General features: G+C 72.6%; 28 protein-coding genes. 9 read left to right on the plus strand and 19 right to left on the minus strand.

What is annotated here, in order from left to right; all coding sequences use genetic code 11:
* Positions 1 to 18 precede the first annotated feature (18 nt).
* The gene (locus tag ACQP04_RS01060) at positions 19 to 1131 is read right to left on the minus strand and encodes an NDMA-dependent alcohol dehydrogenase (RefSeq protein ID WP_037042341.1); all 1113 of its coding nucleotides are present in this window, start codon (positions 1129 to 1131) and stop codon (positions 19 to 21) included.
* 116 nt (positions 1132 to 1247) lie between these two features.
* Between ACQP04_RS01060 and ACQP04_RS01065 the strand changes: the two genes are divergently transcribed.
* Both ACQP04_RS01065 and ACQP04_RS01070 read left to right on the plus strand, forming a co-directional pair.
* Positions 1248 to 1664: a hypothetical protein gene (locus tag ACQP04_RS01065; RefSeq protein WP_433505217.1), complete on the plus strand. Its 417-nt coding sequence runs from the start codon at positions 1248 to 1250 to the stop codon at positions 1662 to 1664.
* The gene (locus ACQP04_RS01070) at positions 1604 to 1864 is read left to right on the plus strand and encodes a hypothetical protein (RefSeq protein ID WP_433505218.1); all 261 of its coding nucleotides are present in this window, start codon (positions 1604 to 1606) and stop codon (positions 1862 to 1864) included. Before ACQP04_RS01065 ends, ACQP04_RS01070 begins: the two co-directional genes overlap by 61 nt.
* 10 nt (positions 1865 to 1874) lie before the next feature.
* Here the strand turns inward: ACQP04_RS01070 and ACQP04_RS01075 are convergent, their stop codons facing one another.
* Positions 1875 to 2327, minus strand: coding sequence for a carboxymuconolactone decarboxylase family protein (locus ACQP04_RS01075; RefSeq protein WP_433505219.1), 453 nt, complete (start codon positions 2325 to 2327; stop codon positions 1875 to 1877).
* Between the two features lie 84 nt (positions 2328 to 2411).
* On the opposite strand from ACQP04_RS01075, the gene ACQP04_RS01080 reads away from it, so the two are divergent.
* The 4 genes from ACQP04_RS01080 to ACQP04_RS01095 all read left to right on the plus strand — a co-directional run bounded on the left by ACQP04_RS01080 (position 2412) and on the right by ACQP04_RS01095 (position 6816).
* On the plus strand, positions 2412 to 3269 hold the full coding sequence (locus tag ACQP04_RS01080; protein ID WP_433505220.1) for a sigma-70 family RNA polymerase sigma factor: 858 nt from the start codon (positions 2412 to 2414) through the stop codon (positions 3267 to 3269).
* A gap of 71 nt (positions 3270 to 3340) precedes the next feature.
* A complete protein-coding gene (locus ACQP04_RS01085) occupies positions 3341 to 4888 on the plus strand; it encodes an acyl-CoA synthetase (protein WP_433505221.1) in 1548 nt (515 codons plus the stop codon).
* A gap of 124 nt (positions 4889 to 5012) precedes the next feature.
* Entirely contained in the window at positions 5013 to 6065 is a 1053-nt protein-coding gene (locus ACQP04_RS01090; RefSeq protein WP_433505222.1) for a leucyl aminopeptidase, read from the plus strand.
* Positions 6066 to 6069: 4 nt separating this feature from the next.
* On the plus strand, positions 6070 to 6816 hold the full coding sequence (locus ACQP04_RS01095; protein WP_433505223.1) for a maleate cis-trans isomerase family protein: 747 nt from the start codon (positions 6070 to 6072) through the stop codon (positions 6814 to 6816).
* Positions 6817 to 6888: 72 nt separating this feature from the next.
* Here ACQP04_RS01095 and ACQP04_RS01100 read toward each other — a convergent pair whose 3' ends face one another.
* Positions 6889 to 8073 carry a cytochrome P450 gene (locus ACQP04_RS01100; RefSeq protein WP_433505224.1) on the minus strand — a complete coding sequence of 395 codons (1185 nt, stop codon included), beginning with the start codon at positions 8071 to 8073 and terminating at the stop codon, positions 6889 to 6891.
* Positions 8074 to 8095: 22 nt separating this feature from the next.
* Positions 8096 to 8704: a VC0807 family protein gene (locus ACQP04_RS01105; RefSeq protein WP_433505225.1), complete on the minus strand. Its 609-nt coding sequence runs from the start codon at positions 8702 to 8704 to the stop codon at positions 8096 to 8098.
* Positions 8705 to 9020: 316 nt separating this feature from the next.
* On the opposite strand from ACQP04_RS01105, the gene ACQP04_RS01110 reads away from it, so the two are divergent.
* Positions 9021 to 9518: a 2'-5' RNA ligase family protein gene (locus tag ACQP04_RS01110; RefSeq protein WP_433505226.1), complete on the plus strand. Its 498-nt coding sequence runs from the start codon at positions 9021 to 9023 to the stop codon at positions 9516 to 9518.
* A gap of 69 nt (positions 9519 to 9587) precedes the next feature.
* Here ACQP04_RS01110 and ACQP04_RS01115 read toward each other — a convergent pair whose 3' ends face one another.
* The 10 genes from ACQP04_RS01115 to ACQP04_RS01160 form a co-directional block, all read right to left on the minus strand.
* On the minus strand, positions 9588 to 9917 hold the full coding sequence (locus ACQP04_RS01115) for an FBP domain-containing protein (protein ID WP_433505227.1): 330 nt from the start codon (positions 9915 to 9917) through the stop codon (positions 9588 to 9590).
* Complete coding sequence (locus tag ACQP04_RS01120; RefSeq protein WP_433505228.1) at positions 9878 to 10111, minus strand: hypothetical protein; 234 nt, start codon at positions 10109 to 10111, stop codon at positions 9878 to 9880. Before ACQP04_RS01120 ends, ACQP04_RS01115 begins: the two co-directional genes overlap by 40 nt.
* 477 nt (positions 10112 to 10588) lie before the next feature.
* Entirely contained in the window at positions 10589 to 11413 is an 825-nt protein-coding gene (locus ACQP04_RS01125; RefSeq protein ID WP_433505229.1) for an alpha/beta fold hydrolase, read from the minus strand.
* Positions 11410 to 12048: an isochorismatase family protein gene (locus tag ACQP04_RS01130; protein ID WP_433505230.1), complete on the minus strand. Its 639-nt coding sequence runs from the start codon at positions 12046 to 12048 to the stop codon at positions 11410 to 11412. Before ACQP04_RS01130 ends, ACQP04_RS01125 begins: the two co-directional genes overlap by 4 nt.
* A complete protein-coding gene (locus tag ACQP04_RS01135) occupies positions 12045 to 12536 on the minus strand; it encodes a (2Fe-2S)-binding protein (RefSeq protein WP_433505231.1) in 492 nt (163 codons plus the stop codon). The genes ACQP04_RS01130 and ACQP04_RS01135 overlap by 4 nt, the downstream gene beginning before the upstream one ends.
* Before the next feature lie 8 nt (positions 12537 to 12544).
* Positions 12545 to 14908 carry a xanthine dehydrogenase family protein molybdopterin-binding subunit gene (locus ACQP04_RS01140; RefSeq protein WP_433505232.1) on the minus strand — a complete coding sequence of 788 codons (2364 nt, stop codon included), beginning with the start codon at positions 14906 to 14908 and terminating at the stop codon, positions 12545 to 12547.
* The gene (locus ACQP04_RS01145; RefSeq protein WP_433505233.1) at positions 14898 to 15722 is read right to left on the minus strand and encodes an FAD binding domain-containing protein; all 825 of its coding nucleotides are present in this window, start codon (positions 15720 to 15722) and stop codon (positions 14898 to 14900) included. Before ACQP04_RS01145 ends, ACQP04_RS01140 begins: the two co-directional genes overlap by 11 nt.
* Entirely contained in the window at positions 15719 to 17146 is a 1428-nt protein-coding gene (locus tag ACQP04_RS01150; RefSeq protein WP_433505234.1) for an MFS transporter, read from the minus strand. The genes ACQP04_RS01145 and ACQP04_RS01150 overlap by 4 nt, the downstream gene beginning before the upstream one ends.
* A gap of 28 nt (positions 17147 to 17174) precedes the next feature.
* Entirely contained in the window at positions 17175 to 18440 is a 1266-nt protein-coding gene (locus ACQP04_RS01155; RefSeq protein WP_433505235.1) for an FAD-dependent monooxygenase, read from the minus strand.
* A 321-nt stretch (positions 18441 to 18761) separates the two neighbouring features.
* Positions 18762 to 19250, minus strand: a complete 489-nt coding sequence (locus ACQP04_RS01160) for a MarR family winged helix-turn-helix transcriptional regulator (RefSeq protein WP_433505236.1) — start codon at positions 19248 to 19250, stop codon at positions 18762 to 18764.
* A gap of 185 nt (positions 19251 to 19435) precedes the next feature.
* Between ACQP04_RS01160 and boxC the strand changes: the two genes are divergently transcribed.
* Positions 19436 to 21130, plus strand: a complete 1695-nt coding sequence (boxC, locus tag ACQP04_RS01165) for a 2,3-epoxybenzoyl-CoA dihydrolase (protein ID WP_433505237.1) — start codon at positions 19436 to 19438, stop codon at positions 21128 to 21130.
* A gap of 4 nt (positions 21131 to 21134) precedes the next feature.
* Entirely contained in the window at positions 21135 to 22547 is a 1413-nt protein-coding gene (boxB, locus tag ACQP04_RS01170; protein WP_433505238.1) for a benzoyl-CoA 2,3-epoxidase subunit BoxB, read from the plus strand.
* Between the two features lie 78 nt (positions 22548 to 22625).
* Here the strand turns inward: boxB and ACQP04_RS01175 are convergent, their stop codons facing one another.
* From ACQP04_RS01175 to ACQP04_RS01195, 5 genes are all read right to left on the minus strand, one after another.
* Positions 22626 to 23060, minus strand: a complete 435-nt coding sequence (locus ACQP04_RS01175; protein ID WP_433505239.1) for a nuclear transport factor 2 family protein — start codon at positions 23058 to 23060, stop codon at positions 22626 to 22628.
* A 23-nt stretch (positions 23061 to 23083) separates the two neighbouring features.
* Positions 23084 to 23854 (minus strand): SDR family NAD(P)-dependent oxidoreductase, encoded by a 771-nt coding sequence (locus tag ACQP04_RS01180; protein ID WP_433505240.1) that lies wholly within the window; start codon positions 23852 to 23854, stop codon positions 23084 to 23086.
* A complete protein-coding gene (locus ACQP04_RS01185) occupies positions 23847 to 24332 on the minus strand; it encodes a carboxymuconolactone decarboxylase family protein (protein WP_433505241.1) in 486 nt (161 codons plus the stop codon). Before ACQP04_RS01185 ends, ACQP04_RS01180 begins: the two co-directional genes overlap by 8 nt.
* Before the next feature lie 92 nt (positions 24333 to 24424).
* Complete coding sequence (locus tag ACQP04_RS01190; RefSeq protein WP_433505242.1) at positions 24425 to 25237, minus strand: crotonase/enoyl-CoA hydratase family protein; 813 nt, start codon at positions 25235 to 25237, stop codon at positions 24425 to 24427.
* 22 nt (positions 25238 to 25259) lie between these two features.
* Positions 25260 to 25877 (minus strand): TetR/AcrR family transcriptional regulator, encoded by a 618-nt coding sequence (locus ACQP04_RS01195; protein WP_433505243.1) that lies wholly within the window; start codon positions 25875 to 25877, stop codon positions 25260 to 25262.
* Between the last annotated feature and the right edge of the window lie 5 nt (positions 25878 to 25882).

Consider the following 25882-nt stretch of genomic DNA (forward strand, 5'->3'; position numbering starts at 1 on the left):
GGATCAGGTGTCCCGGACTCAGTGCTCGTGGACGAGCACGCCGCGGACGTTCTTGCCGTTGAGCAGGTCGTCGTAGCCCTCGTTGACCTGCTCGAGGGTGTACGTCTTGGTGATCAGCTCGTCGAGCTTGAGGTCCCCGGACTGGTACAGGCCCAGGATCTTCGGGATGTCGGTGGTCGGGTTGCAGTCGCCGAAGAGCGAGCCCTTCACCGTCTTCTTGAACAGCGTGAAGATCGAGCCGGGCAGGTTGACGTTCTGCGCCGACAGCTTGTTCAGGCCGGTCAGCACCACGGTGCCGCCCTTGCCGATCGCGTCGAACGCGCCGGTCACGATCTCCTCGGTGACGATGCCCGCGGTCACGACGGCCTTGTCGGCGCCGTTGCCGTTGGTCATCTGGCGGGCGAGGTCGGCCGCCTCCTCGATGGAGCCGACGGCGTGGGTGGCGCCGAGCTCCATGGCCTTCTCGCGCTTGTTCTGCAGCGGGTCGACGGCGATGAGGTTCTTCGCGCCGGCGTAGCGGGCGCCCTGCACGGCGTTGATGCCGATGCCGCCCACGCCGGAGACGATCACGGTCTCGCCCGGCTTGACATCCGCGGCGTTGACCGCCGAGCCCCACCCGGTGGGCACGCCGCAGCCGACGAGGACGGCCTTGTCGAGCGGCAGGTCGTCGTCGACCTTGACCACCGAGTTCTGGTGGATGGTGGAGTACTGGGAGAACGTGCCCAGCATGCACATCGCGCCGTAGTTGCCCTTGGGGCCGGTGAACGGGAAGCGCTCGCCGGGAAGGTAGCCCTCGAGGATGGTGGCGCCCATGTCGCAGATGGCCTGCTGGCCGGTGGCGCACCAGCGGCAGGTGCCGCAGTTCGGGATGAACGAACACACGACGTGGTCGCCCGGCTTGACGCGGGTGACGCCCGGCCCGACCTCCTCGATGATGCCGGCGCCCTCGTGGCCGAGCACCATCGGCAGGCGGGCCTCGAGGTCGCCGTGCGAGATGTGCACGTCGGAGTGGCACAGCCCGGCGTGGGTGTAGCGGATCAGGACCTCGCCGTCCTTCGGGCCGTCGAGCTCCAGCTCCTCGATCTCGATCGGCTTGCCGGTCTCGTAGACGACCGCGGCCTTGGTCTTCATGCGGGGATCGACTCCTTCGTCGTTCTCGGGGAGGCTGCTGCTGCCGCCACCCTTCCGGAGCCTTCCCCGTCCGAGGTGTTTCATGTTTGGACACCGGCGTAGGACACCCTGTCCGGGTGACCCTCGTTGCACTCGACCTGTCGACGCCCGCCGAGATGCGCGGCCGCTGGGCCGCCTTCGCCGCGATCTGCGCGACGCGCGGGTGGGCGGGCTCCTGCTTCGCCGAGCCCGGCCGCTGGCACTACGACGACGGCGGCGGCAACTGGGCCGACCTGCGCCTGCTCGGCGACCGGGCGGTCCTGATCGGCAACGACCACGAGTACTCCGACACCTACTTCCGCGCGGCGGCGGAGTATTTCGGCGAGCCCGAGACCGACCTGCTCGCCGGCGCCCCGGACTGGTGGGCCCCGCCGGCGGAGGCCGCGGCGGCCGCCGGGGAGTGGGTGGGTCTCGTCTACGGGTTCGACGGCGGGTGGTCCCGCGCCCCTACGAGAAGTCCGACGGGTTCAGCGGCGTCGGGCTGCCCGCGCTGAGCGACGACGCCTGCCGCGACCTCGTCGTGCAGTTCTGCGAGAACGAGGTCGACGGCGAGGTGTCGCCCGCCGCGGTCGCGGCCCTGCTCGGCGCGGACGGCCGGATCACCGAGGCGATGATCCGGGCCGTCGCGGACGTGCCGGGCTGGGACCCGGCGAAGGGGGCCGCGGCGGCGGCCGCGTTCCGCCGGCCCCAGTAGTTCGTGCGATCTAGTAGGCGCCGGCGACCTGCTGGGTGGTGGCGTTGAGCCGGTTCCACAGGTTGATGTTCGCGATCGAGAGGATGAGCGCGCCGAGCTGCTGCTCGTCGTAGTGCGCGGCCGCCTCCTCGAACACCTCGTCCGGCACCGGGTCGGCGCGGTCGGCCAGCCGGGTCACGGCCTCGGTCAGGGCGAGCGCCGCCCGTTCCTCGTCGGTGAAGAAAGGGGCGTCGCGCCAGCCCGCCACGGTGTCGATGCGCTCGTCGGACTCGCCGGCCTTGCGCAGGGCGCGGGCGTGCATGTGCAGGCACACCGCACAGCCGTTGATCTGGCTGGCGCGCAGGTGGACCAGCTCCAGGACGGTCTCCGGGATGCCGGTGGCCTTCTCGGCCTCGCCGAGCGCCAGCAGGGCCTCCAGGGCACCGGGGACGACCATGGCGGGGTTGGTCATGCGTGCAGGCATGTCGGTCTCCTTCCGTCCCGCCGTCACATCGGCGGGTTCTCGTGGGTCACCACCTCGACACGCGCCGACGGGAGGATGTGACGGATGGATCCGGTGGCGGACTTCGAGGAGCACCGGCCGTACCTGCGGCAGGTGGCGTACCGGGTGCTGGGCTCGCTCAGCGAGGCCGACGACGCCGTGCAGGAGGCCTGGATCCGCCTGCACCGCTCGGACCCGGCGCACGTGGACAACCCGCGGGCCTGGCTGACCACGGTCGTCGCCCGGGTGGCGCTCAACCAGCTGCGGGCCCGCCGGACCCGCCGCGAGCAGCCCTTCCCGGACCACCTGCCGGACCCGATCGTCCGCCGCGACGACGCCGGGGACCCCGAGTACGGCGCCGAGCTCGCGGACTCGGTCGGGCTCGCCCTGCTGGTCGTGCTGGAGACCCTCGCGCCGGACGAGCGGCTGGCCTTCGTGCTGCACGACATGTTCGGGCTGCCGTTCGACGAGATCGCGCCGCTCGTCGAGCGCACCCCGGCCGCGGCCCGCCAGCTCGCCAGCCGCGCCCGCCGCCGCGTCCGCGGGGCCGAGCCGGCGTCGCGGCCGGACCGCGGTGCGCGTCGCGAGGTGGTCGACGCGTTCCTGGCCGCGGCCCGCGAGGGGGACATCGAGGGCCTGGTCGCGGTCCTCGACCCGGACGTCGTGCTGCGTGCCGACACGGGCGACGGGCTGCGCGCGGTGCACGGGGCGCGGGCGGTGGCCGGTCAGGCGGCGGCCTACCGCAGCGAGGACCAGGTCCGGCACCCGGTGCTGGTCAACGGCGAGCCGGGGGTGCTCGGGACGATCGACGGCCGCCCGGTCGCGCTGCTGGCGTTCACCGTCGTCGACGGCCGGATCACGGAGATCGACATCCTGGCCGACCGGGAGCGCCTCGCCGGGCTCGACCCGGGTCTTCTCCGCTGACCGGCGGGTGGTGCGAAACCGGACATACCGCTACGTTCCGGGGCCACGGCAGCGCTGCCCCGGAGGCGACCATGTACCTCACCCAGGCCCTGCACCGGGCGGCCCAGCAGACCCCGGACCTCCCGGCCACGATCGCCGGGGACCGGGTGCGGACCTGGGCGGAGTCCATCGACCGGGTGGCGCGGCTCGCCGCCGGCCTGCGCGACCTGGGCTGCGGGCCGGGGGACCGGGTCGCGATGCTGTCGCTGAACTCGGACCGGTACCACGAGTACCTTTTCGCCGTGCCCTGGGCGGACGGCGTGCTCGCCCCGGTCAACGTGCGCTGGAGCGCGGGCGAGATCGCGTACTCGCTGCGCGACGCCGGCGTGCGGATCCTGCTGGTCGACGAGACCTTCGCGGGTCTGCTGCCGGCCCTGCGCGCGGAGACCCCGGACCTGCGCCGCGTCGTCTGGTGCGGCGACGGCCCGGCGCCCGAGGGGACCGTCGCGCACGAGGTGCTGGTCGCGGGGCACGAGCCGGCCGAGGACGCGCGCCGGGGCGGCGACGCGCCCGCCGGGATCTGGTACACGGGCGGTACCACCGGCACACCCAAGGGCGTGGTGCTCAGCCACACCAACCTGCTCGCGTCGGCGCTGGGGTCGCTCGCGTCCGGGGCGCTGGCCACGCCGGGCGGGCGGCTGCTGCACGCCGCGCCGATGTTCCACCTCGCCGACGGCGCCGCCTGGGTCGCCCGCAACGTCGTGGGCGGCACCCACGTGATCGTCCCGTCGTTCACCCCGGGCGGGGTCGCCGAGGCGATCGCGCGGCACGGCGTCACCGATCTGCTGCTGGTGCCGACGATGATCCAGGTGCTGGTCGACTCGCCCGAGGCCGCCGACGCCGATCTCTCCTCCGTCCGGCGGCTCACCTACGGCGCCTCGCCGATCTCCGAGGCGGTGCTGCAGCGGGCCGCGAAGCGGATGCCGACCGCCGAGTTCGTGCAGGCCTATGGCATGACCGAGCTCTCGCCCGTCGCCACCCTGCTGCTGCCCGAGGATCACGCGACCGACCGGCTGCGGCGCTCGGCCGGCCGCGCCGCACCGCACGCGGAGGTCCGGATCGTCGACGCCGAGGACCGCGAGGTGCCGCGCGGGACGGTCGGCGAGATCGCGGTGCGCGGGCCGCACGTGATGCTCGGCTACTGGGACCGGCCCGCGGAGACCGCCGCGGCCGTGCGCGACGGCTGGATGCACACCGGCGACGGCGGCTGGATGGACCCCGAGGGCTACGTCTTCGTCGTCGACCGGCTCAAGGACATGATCGTCACCGGCGGGGAGAACGTGTACTCCGCCGAGGTGGAGAACGCCCTCGCCGACCACCCGGCGGTGGCCGCGTGCGCCGTCATCGGGGTGCCCGACGACGAGTGGGGCGAGCGGGTGCACGCCGTGGTCGTCCGGGCGCCGGGGAGCGACCCCGACCCCGCCGAGCTGCGCGACCACGTCAAGGGCCTCATCGCCGGGTACAAGGCCCCGCGGTCCGTGGAGTTCGTCGAGGTCCTGCCGCTCTCCGGTGCGGGCAAGGTGCTCAAGCGGGAGTTGCGGGCGCAGCACTGGGCCGGGACCGACCGGGACGTCTCGTAACCGGTTCAGGTCCGGCCGATCCGGCATTTCGTCACCCGGATGTCACATTCAGCGCTTGACGCAGCGGCTCGTACCGGCAATCGTCAGTGTTCGGACTATCTCGGGAGCCGAGGCCGGAGGAGCCATGGACCAGAACCTGTTCAACGAGATCTGCCTGCAGCAGCTGACCCTCTCGGCGGTGCACGAGGGCGAGACGGTCGCGGTGCTGACCCGCGGGAACGAGCGCGCCGAGTACGCCGACGCGTTCCTGTGGGCGATCGGCAAGCTGGGCGCGCAGGGCTTCCACCTGCGGCTGCCCGCGCCGACGAGCGCCTCGGGGGCGTGGTCGGTCGGCGACTCCGGGTTGGCGGACAACCGACTGGCGGTGGAGGCGCTCAAGAGCGTCGACATGGTCGTGGACTGCACGTTCCTGCTCTTCAGCCCGGAGCAGTTCGAGATCCAGGCCGCCGGGACCCGGATCCTCACCGCGGTGGAGCCGGCCCCGCTGCTGGCCCGGCTGATGCCGACCAAGGAGCTGCGGGAACGCGTGGAGATCGGCGCGGAGCTGCTGGCCAAGGCGCAGACCATGCGGATCACCAGCCCGCACGGCACCGACGTGACCTACAAGCTGGGCGTCTACCCGACGTTGAGCGAGTACGGCTACACCGACCAGCCCGGCCGCTGGGACCACTGGCCCGCCGCGTTCGTGTTCACCGGCGGCGCCGACGACGGGGTCGACGGCACGATCGTCCTCGCGCCCGGGGACGTCCTGCTGCCGTTCAACACCTACGTCCAGACTCCGGTGGAGATCACCATCGAGGAGGGGTTCATCCGCGACATCCGCGGCGGCGCCGGGTCCTCGGGCCTGGACGCGGACCTGCTCTCGTCCTACATCGAGAGCTTCGACGACCCGCGTGGTTACGGCATGTCCCACGTCGGATGGGGCCTCGACGAGCGCGCGCACTGGCACGGGCTGACCCAGTTCGGCGGCGGCATGGGCATGGAGCTGCGCAGCTTCTACGGCAACGTCATGTTCTCCATCGGCCCGAACAACGAGCTCGGTGGTCCGAACGACACCGCCTGCCACTTCGACATCCCGATGCGCGGCAACAGTCTCCACCTCGACGACGAGCTGATCGTCGACGCCGGCGAGCTCACCGTCCCCGAGATGCGGCCTGCCAGGAATCGAGCTCTGTGAAGCGATGACCGACCACCACATCGGGATGATCGTCCCGAGCTCGAACCTCACCATGGAGACCGAGCTGCCGCGCATGCTGCGCGCCCGCGAGGAGGTCTTCGGCGAGGACCGGTTCGTGTTCCACGCCGCGCGGGCCCGGATGCAGCACGTCACGCCCGAGCAGCTGCGCGCGATGAACGCGCAGGCCGAGCGGGCGGCGACCGAGCTGGCCGACGCCCGCCCGGACGTCGTCGCCACGGCCTGCCTGGTCGCGATCATGGCCCAGGGCCCCGGCTACCACTGCACCGCGGAGGACTCGATCACCGCGGCGCTGCGGGCCGAGGGCGCGCAGGCCCCGGTGATCTCCTCGGCCGGGGCGCTGCTCGACGGCATCGCCGCCCTGAGCGCGTCCCGGGTCGCGATCATCACGCCGTACGTGAAGCCGCTGACCCAGGCCGTGGTCGAGTACCTGGAGGCGGCCGGCGTCGAGGTGGTCGACTCGCTGTCGCTGGAGGTGCCGGACAACCTCGCCGTCGCCCGGCTCGACCCGGCCGACCTGCGGAAACACCGCCGCGAGCTGGACCTGTCCCGCGCCGAGGCGCTGGTGCTCAGCTGCTGCGTCCAGATGCCGTCCCTGCCCTCGATCCAGCCGGTCGAGGACGAGATCGGCATCCCGGTGCTCTCCGCGGCCACCGCGACCACCTACCGGATCCTGCAGGAGCTGGGCCTCCCACCCGAGGTCCCGAACGCCGGTCGCCTCCTGGCACCGTGAGTGGCAACTGCCCCTCCAGGGCAGTTGCCACTCACGACCTCGGGTGACGTGGGTGGACGGGCTCCGGGCCTCTCACCAGGCGACCGGCAGGGCGTCGAGGCCGCCGGTGAGCAGGTCGGCCCGCAACGGCAGCGCCTCGACCGGGCGGTCCAGGCGCAGCCCGGGGAAGCGGGCCGGGAGCGCCGTGAACACGGCCTGCAGCTCCACCCGGGCGAGGCTCGCGCCGATGCAGTAGCGCGGTCCATGACCGAAGGAGAGGTGGCTGCGGGCGTCGGCGCGACCCGGGTCGAAGCGCTCGGGCTCGGCGAACGCGTCCGGGTCCCGGTTGGCTGCCGCGGGGGCGAGGACCACGCAGTCGCCGGTCCGGATCGTCACACCGCCGATCTCGACGTCCGCGTGCGCGTAGCGGGGCAGCCCGCTGCCGCCCGGCGCGGCCAGCCGCAGGATCTCCTCGACGGTGTCCGGCACCAGCGAGGGATCGGCGGCCAGCGCGGCCCAGTGCCCGGGATGCTGCAGCAGGAGCGCCGTGCCGACGTCGATGCGGGTCACCGTGGTCTCGTGGCCGGCGAAGAGCAGGGCCGCGGCCAGGGCGGCGCTCTGCCAGTCGTGCTCCGGGCCGGACGCGGCGAGGTCGCTGAGCACGTCCTCGCCCGGCTCCTCGCGCTTGCGCGCCACCAGGCCGTGGACGTAGCCGACCAGGGCCTGGAGGGACTGCTGGGCGGCCTCGCGGTCGTCGAGCCGCCCCGCGCCCTCCGACCAGGCACGGAACCGGCTCCGGTCCTCGTACGGCACCCCGAGCAGCTCGCAGATGACGAGGATCGGCACCGGCAGCGCGAGGTGTTCGTGCAGGTCGGCGGGTGAGCCGGCGGCCTGGAGGGCGTCGAGCGCCCGCCCGACGAGCTCGTCGACGTGCTCCCGCAGGCGCAGCATGCGGCGGGCGGAGAAGGCCGGGGCGAGGAGGCGGCGCATCAGCGCGTGCTGCTCGCGCTCGGTCTCGGGGTCGCCCATCATCGGCCCGCCCAGGATCGCCGAGCCGGACACCCGGGAGGCGCGCTCGGGGTGAGGATGGGACCGGCCCAGCCGCGGGTCGGCGAACAGCGTGCGGCACTCGGCGTGCCCCGTGACCAGCCACGCGGGGTCGCCGGTCGCGGTGCGCACCGCGCAGATCGGGGTGCGTTCGCGCAGCTCGGCATAGAGCGGCGCGATGTCCAGCACGCCGGGGCGGGCGAAGGGCAGCTGCGGGATCGTGGTGGTCATCGGTCCTCCTCGGGGCGGGTCGTCAGGCGGGAACGGGGACCGGCGTGCGGCGCAGGGCGCCCCGCCGGCGGGCGGTCCACAGCGCGACCGGGCCGAGTACGGCGGCCGCGAGCAGCGGTGAGACGACCATCAGCACCCCCGGTGGCACGAACAGGGCCAGGACCACGCGCAGGCCCGCCTCGGCGAGCAGCGCGCACCCCCACACGATCGTGATCCCCCGGAGCGCGCGACGGAACCCCGGATCCACCCACCGGGCCTCCATCACCTCGGCCGCCCCGGGCCGCCCGCGCAGGAGCAGGACGGGCAGGGGGCGCCGCGCGAGCAGCGAGCCGAGGAACCCCACCCCGATCACGCCGGTCACGAGCGACTCCTTGACCAGCAGGAACGTCGCGCTGTGCAGGAGCAGCGCCCCGGCCAGGCTCACGGCGATCGCACCGAGGGAAAGGGCGGCGAGCACGTCGACCCGTCGCTCGCGCGCGATCCCGACCACCACGCCGGCCAGCGGGAACAGTACGCCCCAGGCCAACGCGGTCAGGTCGGGCGCGCCGAGCGCGGTGAGCACCCAGTACGCGGCGATCGGGGCCACGATCCCGAGCAGGAGATCGGCCCGCCGCATCGGTCCTCCACGCATGCCGACGACGCTAGGCACGGCCGGGCTTCCGGGCGTCCACCCGCGGGTGGGACCTCGGATCTCCACCCAGGGGTGGACAGCGAGGATTTCCCGCGGGGTCGCGCTGTGGCACCGCGAGTCGGGAGCTGTGGCACCGCGAGTCGGGAGCTGTGGCACCGCGAGTCGGGAGCTGTGGCACCGCGAGTCGGGAGCTGTGGCACCGCGAGTCGGGAGCTCTGGCACCGCGAGTCGACAGCTTCGGGTCATCGAGATGCACATGTCGGGAGGACGCGACCCCGCCGACGCGGACCGGCGGAGGAGCGTGCAGGGTGGGGACGTGGACCCGCTCGTCGTCACGGCCGTGCTCGACGAGCCCGCGCAGTCCCGGCTGAACACGCTGCGGCGCAGACACTTCCCGCCCGAACGGAACCATCTCGACGCCCACGTCACGCTCTTCCACGCACTGCCCGGCGAGCAGGAAGCGCAGGTCGCTGCGGCCCTGACCGACGCGGTTCGGCGGGAGCCGCTCGACGCCGTCGTCGGTGGGCCGCGATTGCTCGGTCGCGGCGTGGCCTTCCGCATCGACGCGCCCGTGCTGCTCGCCCTGCGCGCCGATCTCGCGCGGACGTTCGACCCGTGGCTGACCCGGCAGGACCGCGGAAAGCGCGAGCTGCACGTGACCGTCCAGAACAAGGTGCCGCCGGAGCAGGCCCGGGACCTCCACGCCGCGCTGTCCGGCGACCCGCCCGAGCGCACCGCCGTCGTCGCGCTCGGTCTGTGGCGCTATCGCGGCGGGCCGTGGGAGCCGGTCGCGACCTTCCCCTTCGCGTCGTGATCACCAGGAGCCGAGGGTCGGAATCTGGTGATCATCCGACCCTGAGCTCCTGCTCGGCGACGGGAAGGATCAGCGCGTGACCTCCTCGACGAACGCCGCGGCCCGTTCGCGCAGGCCGGCGCGGCGCTCGTCGACGGTCAGCCCCGGCGCGGGTCGCAGCGCCGCCGTCGCCTTCTCGATCCGCACGTGGTGACGGCAGCCGAGGTCGGCGCAGACGTACGTCCCGACCGTGTTCCCGTTGCGGCCCTTACCGCCGCGGCGTGCGGCGGTGAAGAGGGTCGTGCCGCCCGCGCTGTGGGTGGTGCGGCACAGCGCGCACATCGCGGTCGCGCCGACGGCGTTCGACGCGGCGCGGAGCATCACCGCGATCGGCTCGTCGGCGCCCGGGACCAGCAGCACCGCGCGGTCCGGGGCCTTCGCGTCCCGCCACACCCGACGACGTCGTCCAACGTGTCGAGGTCGAGCCCGCGGACGTCGGGCGGCAGGGTCAGCCGGCCGGCCTCGCCCTTCGAGCAGTTGGTCAGGGCGCGGCGGATACGGGCGTCGGTGGTCATCGTGCGGTCCGTGGTCTCGGGGGAGCAGGGCGTGATCACGCTAGGCACCGGGCCCGGCGGGGCGCATCCCTATTCCCGGGCGGACGCCTCCCGACATGTGTAGTTCGATGACCCGGAACTGCCGACTCGCGGTGCCAGAGCTCCCGACTCGCGGTGCCAGAGCTCCCGACTCGCGGTGCCAGAGCTCCCGACTCGCGGTGACAGAGCTCCCGACTCGCGGTGCCAGAGCTCCCGACTTGCGGTGCCAGCGCTCCCGACTTGCGGTGCCAGAGCTCCCGACTTGCGGTGCCAGCGCTCCCGACTTGCGGTGCCAGCGCTCCCGACTTGCGGTGCCAGCGCTCCCGACTCGCGGTGCCAGAGCTCCCGACTTGCGGTGCCAGCGCTCCCGACTCGCGGTGCCAGAGCTCCCGACTTGCGGTGCCAGCGCTCCCGACTCGCCGTGTCGGAAGTCCCGACTCGCGGTACCGGAAGTCCCGACTTGCGGTGCCAGAGCTCCCGACTCGCGGCACTGCGGCGTCAGGTGAGGGGGTGGAGGGCTTCCCGGAGGAGTCGCAGGGCGGCGTCCGGGTTGTCCCAGAACACCATGTGCCCGGCGTCCGGGATCTCGACCAGCGATGCGGAGGGGTTGGTCGCCTGCGCCTCCTTGGCCCCCTCCGCCGTGACGACGGGGGAGTCGGCGCCGTACAGCAACGTCGTGGGAGCCGGGACCGACGGCCAGACGTCGAAGAAGTCCTCGGTCTCGAAACCGCGATGGGTCTCCGCGATCGCCGTGCGCGAGCAGCTCGACAGCCACCGCGCCCGCAGCTCCTGCTCCCGCCGTGGCCACCGGGGCCACGAGCGGGCGACCTCGTCCGCCGTCGTCCCGCGCTCGGCCTCGTCGAGCTGGCCGAGGAAGGCTTCCAGCGTCGTCGGGTACGGCCCGCGATCCGGCCCGCTCATCGGCGGGTCGACCAGGACCGTGCCGCGCAGGGGCCGCCGCACCGCCGTCGCGGCCGCGATCCGCGCACCCATCGAGTGCCCGACGACGACCCGGTCGTCCAGCCCGTCCAGCACGGTGAGGGTGTCCGAGGCGTAGTCCGCGAGCGTGTACGAGTCCCCGGAGTCCGACAGCCCGCGCCCCCGGACGTCGACGACGACGGGCCGGCCCAGGTCGACCAGCGCCCGCGCCACGAAGTCCATCGTGATCGCGGGGCTCGTGATGCCCGGGACGATCACGATCGGCACGCCGGAGCCGCCGTAGTCGAGCAGGTGCAGCCGGAGGGATCCGTTGCGCACCCACCGGGACGTCGCGGGGACGTCCGCCAGGTCGGCCAGCGCGTCCTGCCGCACGACACGGGTCACTTCAGTCCTCCCACGTACGCCAGGGCGTCGTCGAGCGAGATGACGTCCCCGTACTTCGCCTGGATGTCGAAGAGGTTCGCCTCGGCAGGACCGGAGGCCCGGTCGCCCACGCACTCCCGCGGGACCAGCACCGGATAACCGGACTGCAGCGCATCCACCGCCGTGGCCCGCACGCATCCGCTGGTCGTGGCACCGCACACGATCACGGTGTCCACCTTGAGAGACGCCAGCAGCGCCGCCAACCCGGTGCCGAAGAACCCGGACGCGCCCTTCTTCATGATCAGGTGGTCGGCGTCCGAGAAGGGCAGCCGGGAGTCGATCTCCACCGCCTCCGACCCGACGGCCAGCGCCCGCATCCCCGGCGCCTTGTCCAGCCAGACCACGGTCTCCATCTCGGCGTGCGTGTACCCGATCGTCGTGTAGACGACGGGGACCTCCACCGAGGCGGCGGCCGTGACCAGCTGCGAGGTCGCCGCGACGACGTCGGTCAGGTCCGCGCCCGTCGGGTACGCGGGGTCGGTGAACCCCTTCGTCAGGTCCACGACGACGATCGCGGGCCGCTCGCCGCGGCGTACGGGCGCGCCGAAGCCCGCCCGGTCGTAGGTCGCGTCCGTCTCGGACCCGTGCAGACTCATACCCTGCTCCCGTCGAGTTGCTCCTGGAACGCCGCCCGGCGGCGGGAGGCGCAGTCGTCGATCGCCTCCACGATCGTCTGGTAGCCGGTGCAGCGACAGAGGTTCGAGGCGACGACCTCGCGGATCTCCTCGGTCGTGGGCTCCGGCTCCTCGGCGAGGTAGCCCTCGGCCAGCATGAGCATCCCCGGGGTGCAGAAGCCGCACTGCAGCCCGTGGTGCTCGGAGAAGCACTGCTGGAGGTCGTTCAGCCCGCCCTCCGGCGAGAGCGACTCCACCGTCCGGATCTCCGCGCCCTCCACCTGCGCCGCGAAGATCAGGCAGGCCCGGGCCGGCGCGCCGTCGACCAGCACCGTGCAGGCCCCGCAGATCCCGTGCTCGCAGCCGACGTGCGTGCCGGTCAGCCCCAGGTCGTGGCGCAGGACGTCGACCAGGGTGCGGCGCGGCTCGATCGCGAGGTCGTGCCGCTCGCCGTTCACGGTGAGCTCCATCAACTGGATCATGACGTCTCCAATGCGCGGAAGATCGCCTCGCGGGGGATCGGGGTGTCGTCGAGCTCGACGCCGGTGTGCCGCAGGGCGTCGTTGACGGCGTTGAGCACCGCGGCCGGAGCGCCGATCGTGCCGCCCTCGCCCGCGCCCTTGGCCCCGTTCTCGGTGAACGCGCACGGCGTCTCGAGGTGCTCGATGCGCACGTCCGGGATCTCCATCGCGGTCGGGACCTTGTACTCCATGAAGCTCGGGGCGAGGGGCTGGCCGGCCTCGTCGTACCGGACCTCCTCGAACAGCGCCCCGGCGATGCCCTGCGCGATCCCGCCGCGCGCCTGCCCCTCGACGACCTGCGGGTGGATCGCCACCCCGCAGTCCTCGACGCAGACGTACCGCAGGATCTCGACGCCGCCGGTGCCCGGGTCCAGCTCGACGACGCAGCCGTGCGTCGCGTTGGAGAAGGTCCCGTCGCCGCCGACGTCGAAGCTCGCCGTGGCCGACAGCCCCGGCCCGACGCCCTTGGGCAGCAGGTGCGCCTTGAGGTAGGCCACGTCCGCGATGTCCGCGTACGACAGCCAGGACGAGCCGACCCGGACCCCGCCGTCCTCCAGCACCGCCGCCTCCGGATCGCCGGAGAGCAGGTGCGCCGCGATCTCCCGCAGCTGGTCGCCGAGCTTCACCGACGCCGCCGCGACGGCACTGCCGCCGATGGTGATCGACCGGGAGGCGAACGAGCCCCAGCCGTAGGTGATCCGGTCCGTGTCGCCCTGGACGATCTTCACCCTGTCGTACGGGATGCCGAGCCGGTCGGCGACGATCTGCGCCATCGTGGTCTCGTGGCTCTGCCCGTGTGACAGCGTGCCCGTGGTGACGGAGACCGTGCCGTTGAGGTCCATCCGGATCTCGGAGATGTCGAAGCCCGGCACGACCTGCATCTTCCGCTGCGCGAAGGCGCCGGAACCGTAGCCCGTCCGCTCCGAGAAGCAGGCGAAGCCGATCCCGATCACCTTCTTGTCGTCCGAGCGACGGGAGAACCAGCCCTCCTCGCGCAACGTCGCCTCGCAGAGGTCGAGCGACTCCAGGTAGGAGCCCGGGTCGTAGGTGATGTTGTTGACGCCCGTGTACGGGAAGACGGTGATCACGTTGCGGCGCCGCAGCGCCACGGCGTCCATCCCGAGCGCCCGGGCGGCCTTCTCGAAGATCCGCTCGACCACCATCACGTACTGCGGCCGGCTCACCCCGCGGTAGGGCGCGGTCGGCGCCTTGTTCGTGGTGACCGCCCGACCACGCACCCGGTAGGCCGGCACGCGGTAGACGCTCGGCATCTCGGCCGACGCCATCAGCGGCTCGATTCCGGCCGTGAACGGGTAGCAGGAGTAGGCGCCCATGTCGCAGACGACGTCGGCGTCCAGGCCGAGGATCTCGCCGTCGGCGGAGAAGGCCGCGCGGACGGTGTAGCGCTGCTCGCGGGCGAGGAAGGCGGCGGTGAGCGCGTCGCGCCGGTCCTCGATCCACTTGACGGGCCGGCGCAGGCGCAGGGCGGCGGCCGCGGCGGCGATCTCCTCGCGCCCGACCACGCACTTCTGCCCGAACCCGCCGCCCATGTCCGGCACGGTCACCCGGACCTGCTTCTCGTCCAGCCCGACGCACCGCGCCAGCACCGTCCGCACCTGGTGGGGGACCTGCGAGCAGGTCTGCACGCGCAGCTGCTCGTCCCGGTCGTCCCAGTCGGCGACGACGCCGCGGGTCTCCAGCGGGAGCGCGTTCTGCCGGCCGGTCTTGCTCCGGACCTCGACGACCACGGGAGCCGAGTCGAACACGTCGTCGATGCCCTCGGTGGCGAAGAGCGAGACGTCGACCAGCGTGTTGCGCGGGGCCTCGGCGTGCACGAGCGGGGCGCCCTCCGCCAGGGCCCCGAGGTCGCTCACCACGGGCTCGAGCGGCGCGTACTCCACGAGGGCCGCCTCGACGCCGTCCTCCGCCGCGTACGGGTCCTTCGCGACGACGACCGCGATCGGCTCGCCGACGTACCGCACCTTGCCGCGGGCCAGGACCGGCATGGCGGTGGGCACGAACTCGTGCGGTGGGCGGTCGAGCTCCGCCGTGATGTCGGCCAGGGCCAGGTCCGCCGCGGTGTAGGCGGCGACCACGCCGGGCGTCGCGCGGACCTCGTCGAGGTCGACGGCGAGAAGGTCGGCGTGGGCCTCGGTGCTGCGGACGAACTGGGCGTGCAGCATGCCGGGCAGGGTGATGTCGTCGACGAACCGGCCGCGGCCGGCCAGCAGGCGCGGGTCCTCGCGGCGGGGGACCGAGGCGCCGACCCAGGCGCCGTCGCGGCGGAGGTGCGGATTTCTCGGGGTCGGTTCAGCAGCCACGGGAGGCCTCCTCGCAGGCGCGTTCGGCGAGCGTGCGGACCAGTCCCCGGCGGTAGTGCGCGCTGATCCCGGGCTCGTCCCGCAGCTCCAGGGACGCGGCGACCTCCGCCGCGGCATCGGCCCAGCTCACCGGGGGTCGTGAGTGCGAAGTGCCGCTGGAGGGGCAGTCGGCACTCACGGGGGTGGGACCGACGCCGCCCAGCACCACCCGGTCGGCGTCCAGGTCGACGGCCGCCGCGACCAGGGCGAAGTCGCCCTTGCGGTCGGCGTACTCGGTCAGGGCGGCCCGGGGGGCGGGGCGGGGGAACACGAGCTCGACGATCAGCTCGTCGGGCTCCAGGGCGGTGGTGAAGGGGCCCAGGAAGAACTCCCCGGCCGGGATCTCCCGGCGGCCGGCCGGCCCCTCGGCGACGATCAGGGCCTCCAGCAGGACGGCGAGCAGGCACCACTCCGCGGTGGCGTCGGCGTGCGCGATGCTGCCGCCCACCGTGCCGCGGGTGCGGATCGGCAGGTGCCCCACCCACCGCATCGCCCGGGACAGCACGCCGAAGTCGCCGAGCTCCGCCTTCTCGACGGCGCGGTGCGTGGTGAGCGCCCCGATCCGCAGGGTGTCGCCCTCCCGTCGGATCCCGGAGAGCCCGTCGATGTGCGTGATGTCGACCAGGTGCTCGGGGCGGGCCAGCCGGAAGTTCATCATCGCGACCAGGCTCTGGCCCCCGGCGACGACCTTGGCGTCGTCGCCGAGCTCGGTGAGGAGCCCCACCGCGCCCGCCACGGAGCGGGCGCGGTGGTACTCGAAGGCGGCGGGCTTCACGAGCGGACGGCGCCGGTGGCCGGTGACGCGTCCGTGGCCGGTGCCTCGGCCCCGGTGACCTCCTCGGACCCGGTGATCCGGTCGAGCTCGCGGCCCTTGGTCTCCGGCGCGCCGACCGCCATGTAGATCACGGCGCCGAACACCACGACCGCCATCAGCGCGAAGGTCAGCGGCAGGCCCAGGATCGGCCAGAGCACGCTGCCGAAGATCAGCGGCACGAAGCCGGTGACCGCGCGGCTCATCGAGGAGGCCCAGCCGAAGCCGCTGGCCCGCAGCTCGGTCGGGTAGAGCTCGGAGACGTAGGCGTACATGACGGGGATGACCACGAGGGCGAAGAACCCGAACACCGCGATCATCGCGATGGCCGCCGTCGACGAGCCCAGGACCAGTGAGAAGACCAGCAGCGCGACGGCGGCGAGCGGGGCGGCGACACCGATCACCCACTTGCGGCCGACCACCTCGACGAGCAGCACGGAGGTGATCACGCCCAGGATGCCGACCGCGTTCATGACGGTCGTGGAGCCGAAGGCCGCGACCTCGCCCATGCCCTGCGCCCGCAGGATCGACGGCATCCAGGACAGCGCCGCGTAGTAGACGACCATGACCGAGATGAACAGCGCCCAGGCCACGCCGGTGACGATCGGGTTGTAGGCCCACACCAGGCGGAGCTGGTCGAACGCGGCCGTCAGGCCCTTCTTGCGCGACGCGGCGGCCTCCGGCACCACGGCCGGGATCTCGTACGGCTCGGGCGTGGCGCCGGTGCGTCGCACCATGTCGTCGATCACGGCCCGGGCCTCGGCCTCCCGCCCGGTGCGGGCCAGGTAGAGCGGCGACTCCGGCACGCCGCGGCGCACCCAGAACAGCAGGATGGCGGGCAGCACCATCAGCGCGAGCATCCAGCGCCAGTTGCCGCCGACGGGCACGAGGAACGTGGCCGTGACGCCGGCGAGCGTGGTCCCGATCGGCCACCAGCCGTCCATCGCGGCCAGCACCCGGCCGCGCTGCTTCTTCGGGGAGAACTCGCTGACGATCGCGTAGTCCACCGGGATGCAGCCGCCCAGCCCGACGCCGGCCAGGAAGCGCAGCACCAGGAAGATCTCCCAGCTCGGCGACAGCGCGCCCAGCACGGAGAACAGCGCGAAGATCATCAGGGTGATCGAGAAGGCCTTCTTGCGGCCCATCCGGTCGGCGATCGTGCCCCAGGCGATGGCGCCGACCGCCATGCCGATCAGGTTGGCCGTCGCGACGAGGCCGCGCTGGCCGGTGGAGAGCCCGAACTCGGTGCCGAGCAGCGGGGTGAGGAAGCCGTTCAGGGAGACGTCCCAGGCGTCGAACATGTACCCGAGACCGCCGATGACGAAGATCCTTCCCTGCACCCCCCACTTCCACGGGAGGTCCTGGACGACCTGGTCGCCTGTACGCATGGTGTGCTCCGGTTCCGGTGGGGTGCGGTCAGCGGGCGAACGGGTAGGAGTGGGACTCGGTGTCGGGGTCGTTCAGCGGCGAACCGCCCCAGAGCCAGTCGTACGAGACGTCCGACTCGCCCCGGAAGTCGGCCAGCTGCGCGTCGCGTTCGCGCTGCTCCGGGCCGTCGGGCAGGTGGTAGAAGCGCATGTTCTCCAGGGAGGCGTCCTGGACCATGCCGGCGTGCGTGGCCCGGCGGTTGACGTAGCGGACCAGCGCCGCGTCGATGCCGTCGCGGGTCACGGCACCGAGCTCCTCGGCCAGGACGGCGGCGTCCTCCATGGCCTGCGAGGCGCCCTGGGCCTGGTAGGGCAGCATCGCGTGGCAGGCGTCGCCGAGCAGGGCGACCCGGCCGTCGACCCACACCGGGTCGCGCCGGCGGCGGAACAGCGCCCACTTCGACGCGTCCCCCTCGGCCTTGGAGAGCATGGCCGCGACCCGGTCGTCCCAGCCGGGGAAGGCGTCGACGAGCTCGTCCGCCGTCGCCGGGAGCGTCCAGGCGTCGGTGGTGTCGAGCGTGTTCGGGACGACCGCGACCACGTTGAGATGTTCCCCGCCGCGGACGAAGTAGTGCACGAGGTGCCGCTCGGGCCCGTACCAGATCGTGGAGTGGAAGCGGTCGAGCAGGAAGCGGGTCGCGGGGTCGGCCGCGATCTTGTCGCCGGGGATCAGCGCGCGGTAGCACATCTCCCCGGAGAAGACGAGCGTGTCGTCGAAGCCGGCGGCGTCGCGGACCCGCGAGCGGATGCCGTCCGCGCCGACCAGGACGTCGCCGGCGAAGCGCCGGCCGTCCGCCGTGACGGCGACGGGGCGAACCGGGTCCGTGCGGTCCACCTCCGCGACGCCCGAGTCGGTGTGGACCTCGGTCACCGGGCCCGGGCCGTCGGGGTCCAGGCAGGCGTCGAGCAGGATCCGGTGCAGGTCGGCGCGGTGGTAGTGCCAGTACGGGGCGCCGTACTCGCGCACCACCCGCTCGCCCAGCGGCAGCGAGGCGATGATGCTGCCGTCCTGCCAGCGCCGGCGCACCTGGTCGGTGGGCGCGGTGCGGATGGCCTGCATCTTCTTCCGCAGGCCCAGCCCGAACAGGATGCGGCTGGCGTTGGGCGCGGTCTGGATGCCCGCACCCACCTCGCCGAGCTGGGCCGCCTGCTCGAGGACGACCGTGCGCAGCCCCCGCCGACGCAGCGCGAGCGCGGTGGTGAGACCACCGAGCCCGCCGCCGACGACGATGACCGTGAACGACTGGCTGGCCACGTGCCCTCCCGGGTGAGATCCATTCTGGACGGTGCGCCGTCCCCGCCGGTGCCGCCGTGATCCGGCAGCTCAGGGCGATGCTGTGCGCCGCCCGGCAGAGATAATCCGAACACTGACGATCCCGGAGCGCAAGGGGTCACGCAAGCTGTAACGCGTCAGAAACCCGAGTTCCTCGAGTGGCAACACGGCGCGGATCGCGCTGTCATCGCCGCGAGTCGCGCCCTCCGACACCGCGGGTCGGCAGTTCCGCGACACCGAGTCACACATCCCGGGACGTGCGGAGATGTGCGGTTCGATGATCCGGAAGTGCCGACTCGCGGGTCAGTCCTCGACCAGGGACTCCCAGTGCTCGGCGATGCCGTTGAGCCGGGTGAGCAGCGCGGTCTCCTCGGCGTGCTCGATGCCGCGCATCAGCAGCTTGTCGAGTGCCCGGGCCTTGTCGTAGGCCTGCTGCAGGGTCGTCGAGCCCGTCTCGGTGAGGTGTAGCAGCCGCTTGCGCCCGTCCTCGGGCGGCGTGACCCGCGTGATCAACCCGCGGTCCTCGAGCCGGCGCACGATGCTCGCCATCGTGGACCGGTCGAGCGCGACGGCCCGGGCCAGTGACCCCTGCTCGACGCCGGGGTAGGCGTCGACCGCGGTCAGCACCGCGAACTGCGGGCCGGTGAGGAGCGGGTCGACGTGGCGCTGCCAGGCCGCGGTGTAGGCGCTGTGCAGCCGCCGCGCGACGTACCCCGGCGCGGCGAGGAGGGCCTCCGGCGCCGGGAGCTGCTCCGGGCCGGCCTGTGCGCGCTCGTCACCCACGGCCTCCATTCGACCACGTGTCGTGCGTCGGGGTCGCGCCGACCGGCGCAGAGTCGGCCGGCGCCGAAGGCGGCATCGCGGCTCGTTCAGACGTTCCACAGATCGTTGACGCTCAGCCTCAGCGTTGTAGAGTGTCGGGTACCACCGCACGAGGTATCCCTTCCCGACCTGGCAGCGACGACAGGAGGCCCCGAGTGAGCGACCCGTCCGGCGAGGAGCAGGTACCCGAGGTCTCCTTCGCCACGTCGCCCGACGCGTACCGGCACTGGCGGCTCGAGGTCGACGGCGAGGTGGCCACGCTGACCCTCGACGTCGACGAGACGGCGGGCATCGTGCCGGGCTACGAGCTGAAGATGAACTCGTACGACCTGGGCGTGGACATCGAGCTCTACGACGCCACCCAGCGGCTGCGGTTCGAGCACCCCGGCGTGCGTGCCGTGGTCGTGACCAGCGCGAAGGACAAGAACTTCTGCGCGGGCGCCAACATCCGGATGCTGGCGCAGAGCTCGCACCCGTGGAAGGTGAACTTCTGCAAGTTCACCAACGAGACCCGCAACGGCATCGAGGACGCCACCGAGAACTCCGGCCAGACCTGGATCGCGGCGGTCAACGGCACCGCGGCCGGCGGCGGCTACGAGCTCGCCCTGGCCTGCGACAAGATCCTCCTGATCGACGACAACTCCTCCGCCGTCTCGCTGCCCGAGGTCCCGCTGCTGGGCGTGCTGCCCGGCACCGGCGGGCTGACCCGGGTCACGGACAAGCGCAAGGTGCGCAAGGACCGGGCGGACGTGTTCGCCACCCGCGCCGAGGGGATCCGCGGCAAGCAGGCCGTGGAGTGGAAGCTCGTCGACGAGACGATCCCGAAGCGGGTGTGGGCCGAGACGGTGGCCGAGCGGGCGCGGGAGGCCGCCGCCGCGTCGTCCCGCCCGACGGACGCGCAGGGTGTCGCGCTGCCCCCGCTGGAGCCCGACGTGACGGCGGACCGGATCGCGTACCGGTACGTCAGGGCCGATTTCGACCGCGCCCGCGGCCTCGTCGAGATCACCGTGTCCGGGCCGGACGGCGGGGTGCCGGAGTCCCTGGAGCGGGTGCACGAGCTGGGCGAGGCGTTCTGGCCGCTGGCCATGACCCGTGAGCTCGACGACCTGATCCTGCGGCTGCGCGCCAACGAGCTCGAGCTGGGCACGTGGCTGATCCGCACGCGCGGCGAGGTCGAGGACGCGCTGGCCTTCGAGCGGCTCATCGCCGAGCACTCGCGCGACGACTGGCTGGTCAACGAGATCCGGCACTACTTCAAGCGGGTGCTCAAGCGGCTCGACGTGACCTCGCGCTCGCTGATCGCGCTGATCGAGCCCGGCTCCTGCTTCGCCGGCGCGCTGCTGGAGCTGGCGCTGGCCTGCGACCGGCAGTACATGCTCGACGGGACCCTGGACGAGGACGACTCCGAGCAGGGCGACGAGGCCCAGATCATGTTGTCGGCCGGCAACTTCGGCGCTTTCCCGATGAGCAACGGCCTGTCCCGGCTCGCCAGCAGGTTCTGGGGCGACGACGACCACGTCGCCAAGCTGCGGCAGGAGACCGACCGGCGGATCGAGGCCCGCGAGGCCCTCGAACTGGGTCTGGTCACCGACGCCCCGGACGACATCGACTGGGACGACGAGATCCGGATCATGCTGGAGGAGCGGGCGTCGCTGTCCCCGGACGCGCTGACCGGCATGGAGGCCAACCACCGGTTCGTCGGCCCGGAGACGATGGAGACGCGCATCTTCGGGCGGCTGACCGCCTGGCAGAACTGGATCTTCGTGCGGCCCAACGCCTCCGGTCCGGAGGGGGCGCTGCGCAGGTACGGCACGGGACGCAAGGCCGAATTCGATCGCAAGCGGGTGTGAGCACATGAGCATCGACTACTCCGAGAAGATCCCCAACAACGTCGACCTCGCGAGCGACCGCAAGCTGCAGCGTGCGCTGGAGTCGTGGCAGCCCAACTTCCTCAACTGGTGGAAGACGATGGGCCCGGCGGTCCCGACGCAGGACGTCTACCTGCGCACGGCGGTCGACGTCGGCAAGGAGGGCTGGGCGCAGTTCGGGCACGTCGCCATGGAGGAGTACCGGTGGGGCGTGTTCCTCGCCGAGCGCGGCGACGACCGGCGGATCGCCTTCGGCGAGCAGAAGGGCGAGCCGGTCTGGCAGCAGGTGCCCGGTGAGTACCGCGCCGACCTGCAGCGGCTGATCGTGATCCAGGGCGACACCGAGCCGGCCTCGGTGGAGCAGCAGCGCCGGCTCGGCGAGACCGCCCCGTCGCTCTACGACCTGCGCAACCTCTTCCAGGTCAACGTGGAGGAGGGCCGGCACCTCTGGGCGATGGTGTACCTGCTGCACGCCTACTTCGGCCGCAACGGCCGCGAGGAGGCCGAGGCGCTGCTGCAACGCAACTCCGGCGACGTCGACAGCCCGCGGATCCTCGGGGCGTTCAACGAGGAGACGCCGGACTGGCTGTCCTTCTACATGTTCACGTACTTCACCGACCGGGACGGCAAGTACCAGCTCGGCACGCTGAAGGAGTCCGCCTTCGACCCGCTCTCGCGCACCTGCGAGTTCATGTTGAAGGAGGAGGCGCACCACATGTTCGTGGGCACCACCGGCATCGACCGGGTGGTCACGCGGACCTGCGAGCTGATGCACGAGCACGACACCGAGGACGTCGCCCCGCACGGTGGCATCCCGCTGGACGTGATCCAGAAGTACATCAACTTCCACTACTCGGTGTCGCTGGACCTGTTCGGCTCCGAGCAGTCCACGAACGCGGCCAACTACTTCACCGCCGGGCTCAAGGGCCGCTGGCAGGAGGAGCGCCGCAAGGACGACCATCGGCTCACCGAGGACGCCTTCACGATCGACACCGTCAAGGACGGGCGGATGACCACCGACGAGGTGTCCGCGCTGCTCGCGCTCAACCTCGACCTGCGCAACGAGTACGTCAAGGACTGCCAGTCCGGCCTCAAGCGCTGGAACCGCATCCTGGCCAAGAACGGTTTCGGCGAGTCGCTGTACCTGCCGCACGTGGGCTTCAACCGGCAGGTCGGGCTGTTCTCCGAGCACAACGTCACGCCCTCGGGCGAGGTCGTCGGCGAGGACGCGTGGAAGGCCAAGGAGGACTCCTGGCTGCCCAGCGCCGGCGACAAGGCGCACGTACAGAACCTGATGCGCCCGGTCTACGAGCCCGGCAAGATCGCCGGCTGGATCGCCCCGCCGACCAACGGCATCAACGGCCAGCCCTTCGACTACGAGTACGTCCACTTCGCGTGACCCGTGAGTGGCAACTGCCCTGGAGGGGCGTTGCCACTCACGACTGCGGCCGACCAGCGACGATCCCGCGCGGCGGGGTCACGGCGCCTCCACGGGCCGGCGGTCGGGGTGCCCGGTGAACTGCGCCGGATCGCCCGGCGGGTCCGACGCGATCCCGATCAACGCCATGTGGGCGATGGCCCAGCCGTCGCCGCGGCGGACGAGGCGCTGGGTGTAGCGGCCCCAGAAGTGCCAGACGGTCTCGTCGGCGGAGTGGTACGCGTAGAGGCTCGCGGAGATCCGGGCCGTGTCGCCGTCGACGTCCACCAACGGGTTGCTCGCGTGGTGGCTGGTCCGTTCCCAGGCGGACAGGGCGGTCCGCAGGTACCGGACGATGTCCGCCGGTCCGCGGTGCTCGGTGTTGAGGATGTCGTAGACGCCGTCCTCGGTGAACAGGGCGCCGATGGCGTCGACGTCCCCGGCGTCGACGCGGTCGAGGTAGGTGTAGAGCGGGCGCAGCGGGTCGTCGGTCACGACGTTGCTCCTCTCGGGGGCGTTCAGCGCGCGGTGTAGCCGCCGTCCGCGGCGAAGACGCCGCCGCTGATCCAGGACGACTCGGGGGAGAGCAGGAACAGGGCGAAGGCGGCGATCTCGGCGGGGGTGCCCAGGCGGCCCAGCGGATAGCCCCGCGCCGCCCGCTCCCGCATCGCGTCCATCGAGCCGAACGTGGCGTCCCCGCCGCGCGCGGCGTACGTGCGCTCCACCAGCGGGGTCCACACCGTGCCGGGGCACAACGCGTTGGCCCGGATCCCCTCGCGGCCGTAGTCGACGGCGATCTGCCTGGTCAGGGCGGTCACGCCGCCCTTGGCCGCGCTGTAGGCGGCCAGGTCCGGCACGCCCGTCAGGGCCGCGGTGCTGGCCTGCGTGACGATCGAGCCGCCGCCCGCGGCGAGCATGGCGGGGAGCACCGCGCGGATCGTGAGCCAGGTGCCGGTGAGGTTCACGTCGAGCACCTGGGACCACCGCGTGTGGGTGAGCTCGTGGGCGCGGCCCGCGCCGTCGATCCCGGCGTTCGCGTAGAGGCCGTCGATCCGGCCGAAGGCGTCGACGGCCGCCGCGGCCATCGCGGCGACCTGGCCCTCGTCCGTGACGTCCGTGGCGACGGCGAGGCCGCCGGTCTCCTTGGCGACCTGCTCGACTGCGTCGGCGTCGCGATCGGCGAGGACGAGGTCCGCCCCCTCCGCGGCGAAGGCCTCGGAGGCCGCCCGGCCGATCCCCGACCCGGCGCCGGTGACCACGACGGCGAGGCCGCGCAGCCGGTCACCCACGGCCGGAGATCACCCGCTGGTACTCGGCCGCCTCCGCGGGATCGGCCGCCTCCAGCCCCATGACCGCGCCGAACATCTGGCCGGCCACCCCGACCAGGCAGACGAACGCGACCAGCTCGACGATCTCGTCCTCGGTGAACTCCTCGCGCAGGACGTCGAACTGGGCGTCGGTGATCCCGGCGGGGTCCTGCGCGATGAGCTGGGCGAAGGCCACGGCGAGCGACTCGCGCCGGTCGGCGGCGCCGGGACGGTCGCCGGTGTCCAGCGACGCGCAGTACTCGCACCCGATCTCGCCCGCGGTGGCCCGGCGCAGCGCCTCCTTGAGGGACGCCGGCAGCAGCCCGTGGAACCGGGTCGCCGCGTCGAGCCGGGCGAAGGCCTTCAGGATCTCGGGGCGCCGGCCCATCGTCCTGGCCAGGACGCTGTTGGTGACCGCGTTGCCGGACTCGTCGACGGGCAGCGGCGTGATCCGCGGCATGTCCCCACCTCCCTCGGTGTGGGGCCGACACTGCCAAACGGTCGTTTGACACTCAACCGCGATCACCTGTTCGGCCGAGGAGGCCGCGCTGCCTAGTCGCGGTAGACGGCGGGGCGGCGTTCCTTCGCGGCGGCCAGGGCCTCGTCGAGGTCGGCCGAGATGAGCATGCCCGCGTTCCAGGTGGCGACCTGATCCAGTGCGTCGGCCACGGTGTGGTCGCGGGCGTAGGTGATCGCGTGCTTGGTGCCGCGCAGGGCGAGCGGCGGCTTGGCGGCGAGTGACGCGGCCAGCTCGGCGACCCCGGCGGCGAGCGCCTCGGCATCGGGGTACACGCCGTTGACCAGCCGCAGGCCGAGCGCCTCGCCGCCGCTGACGGTCCGTCCGGTGTAGGCGAGCTCGCGGGTCACGCCCTCGCCGACGATGCGCGGCAGCCGCTGCAGGACGCCGACGTCGGCCACCACGGCCATGTCGATCTCCTTGACCACGAACCGCGCGTCCTCGGTGCTGTACCGCAGGTCGCAGGCGGTGGCGAGGTCCATCCCGGCGCCGACGCACGCCCCGTGCACGGCCGCGATCACCGGCACGCGGCACCGCTCGACGCTGGTGATCACGTCCTGCAGGTCGAGGATCGTGCGGCGCAGGGCCTCGGCCGCCCGGCCCGCGCAGTCCGCGCCCGCGCCGGCGCGCAGGCTGCCGAGCATCTCGAGGTCGATGCCGGCGCAGAAGTGCTTCCCGTTGCCCGCGATCACCACCACGCGGACGGTCGGATCGGCGTCGAGCGCGTCGACGGCCGTGCGCAGCTCCGACCAGAGCGTCCGGTTCAGCGCGTTGGCCTGGGCGGGCCGGTCGAGCCGCAGCTGCGCGACGCCGTCCTTCGCCTCCACGGCGAGCGTCTCGAACTCCATGGTGTCCTCTCGCGGGTACCGGTCAGGTCCGACCGTCGGTGAGCATCTGCCGCGCGAGCCGCTTCCACAGGTCCAAATGCGGGTCCGTGGTGGGGTCGCGCGGGTCGATCGCGTAGGTCAGCGCCACGCCGCGCATGCTGGTGAACATCAGCTCCCGGACGTCGTCGAACGCCGGGTGGGTCGAGTGGACCGGCCCGAACAGCGCCGCGACCACGTGCTGGATCGCCAGGCCCAGCCGCCGCTCCTCCGGCAGCAGCTCGGCGCGCAGGGTCTCGTCCGTGCGGGCGGCCGTCCACAGCTCCATCGCGGCCCAGAAGTAGGGCTGGCGGAAGGTCTCCCAGAGCAGGTCGACCGCCCGGTCGATGCGCTCGGCGCCGCTGGCAGTGGCGTGCGGCCAGCTCTCCATGTCCGTGATCCGCTCGACGGCGAGGTGCTGGGCGGCGGCGACGAGCAGCGCGGTCCGGGAGGGGAAGTGGTGCAGCAGCCGCCCGCGGGAGACCCCGGCGCGCTCCTGGATGGTCACGGTGGTGGCGCCGGAGTAGCCGTCCTCCACCAGGCTGCGGACGGCGGCGTCGAGGATCAGCGCGTGGCTGCTGGCCCGCCGCTCGCCCTGGGTGCGACGCGGGGTCGGTGCGGCCATGCCCG

Source organism: Pseudonocardia halophobica (assembly GCF_050948485.1).
Classification (GTDB): domain Bacteria; phylum Actinomycetota; class Actinomycetes; order Mycobacteriales; family Pseudonocardiaceae; genus Pseudonocardia; species Pseudonocardia halophobica.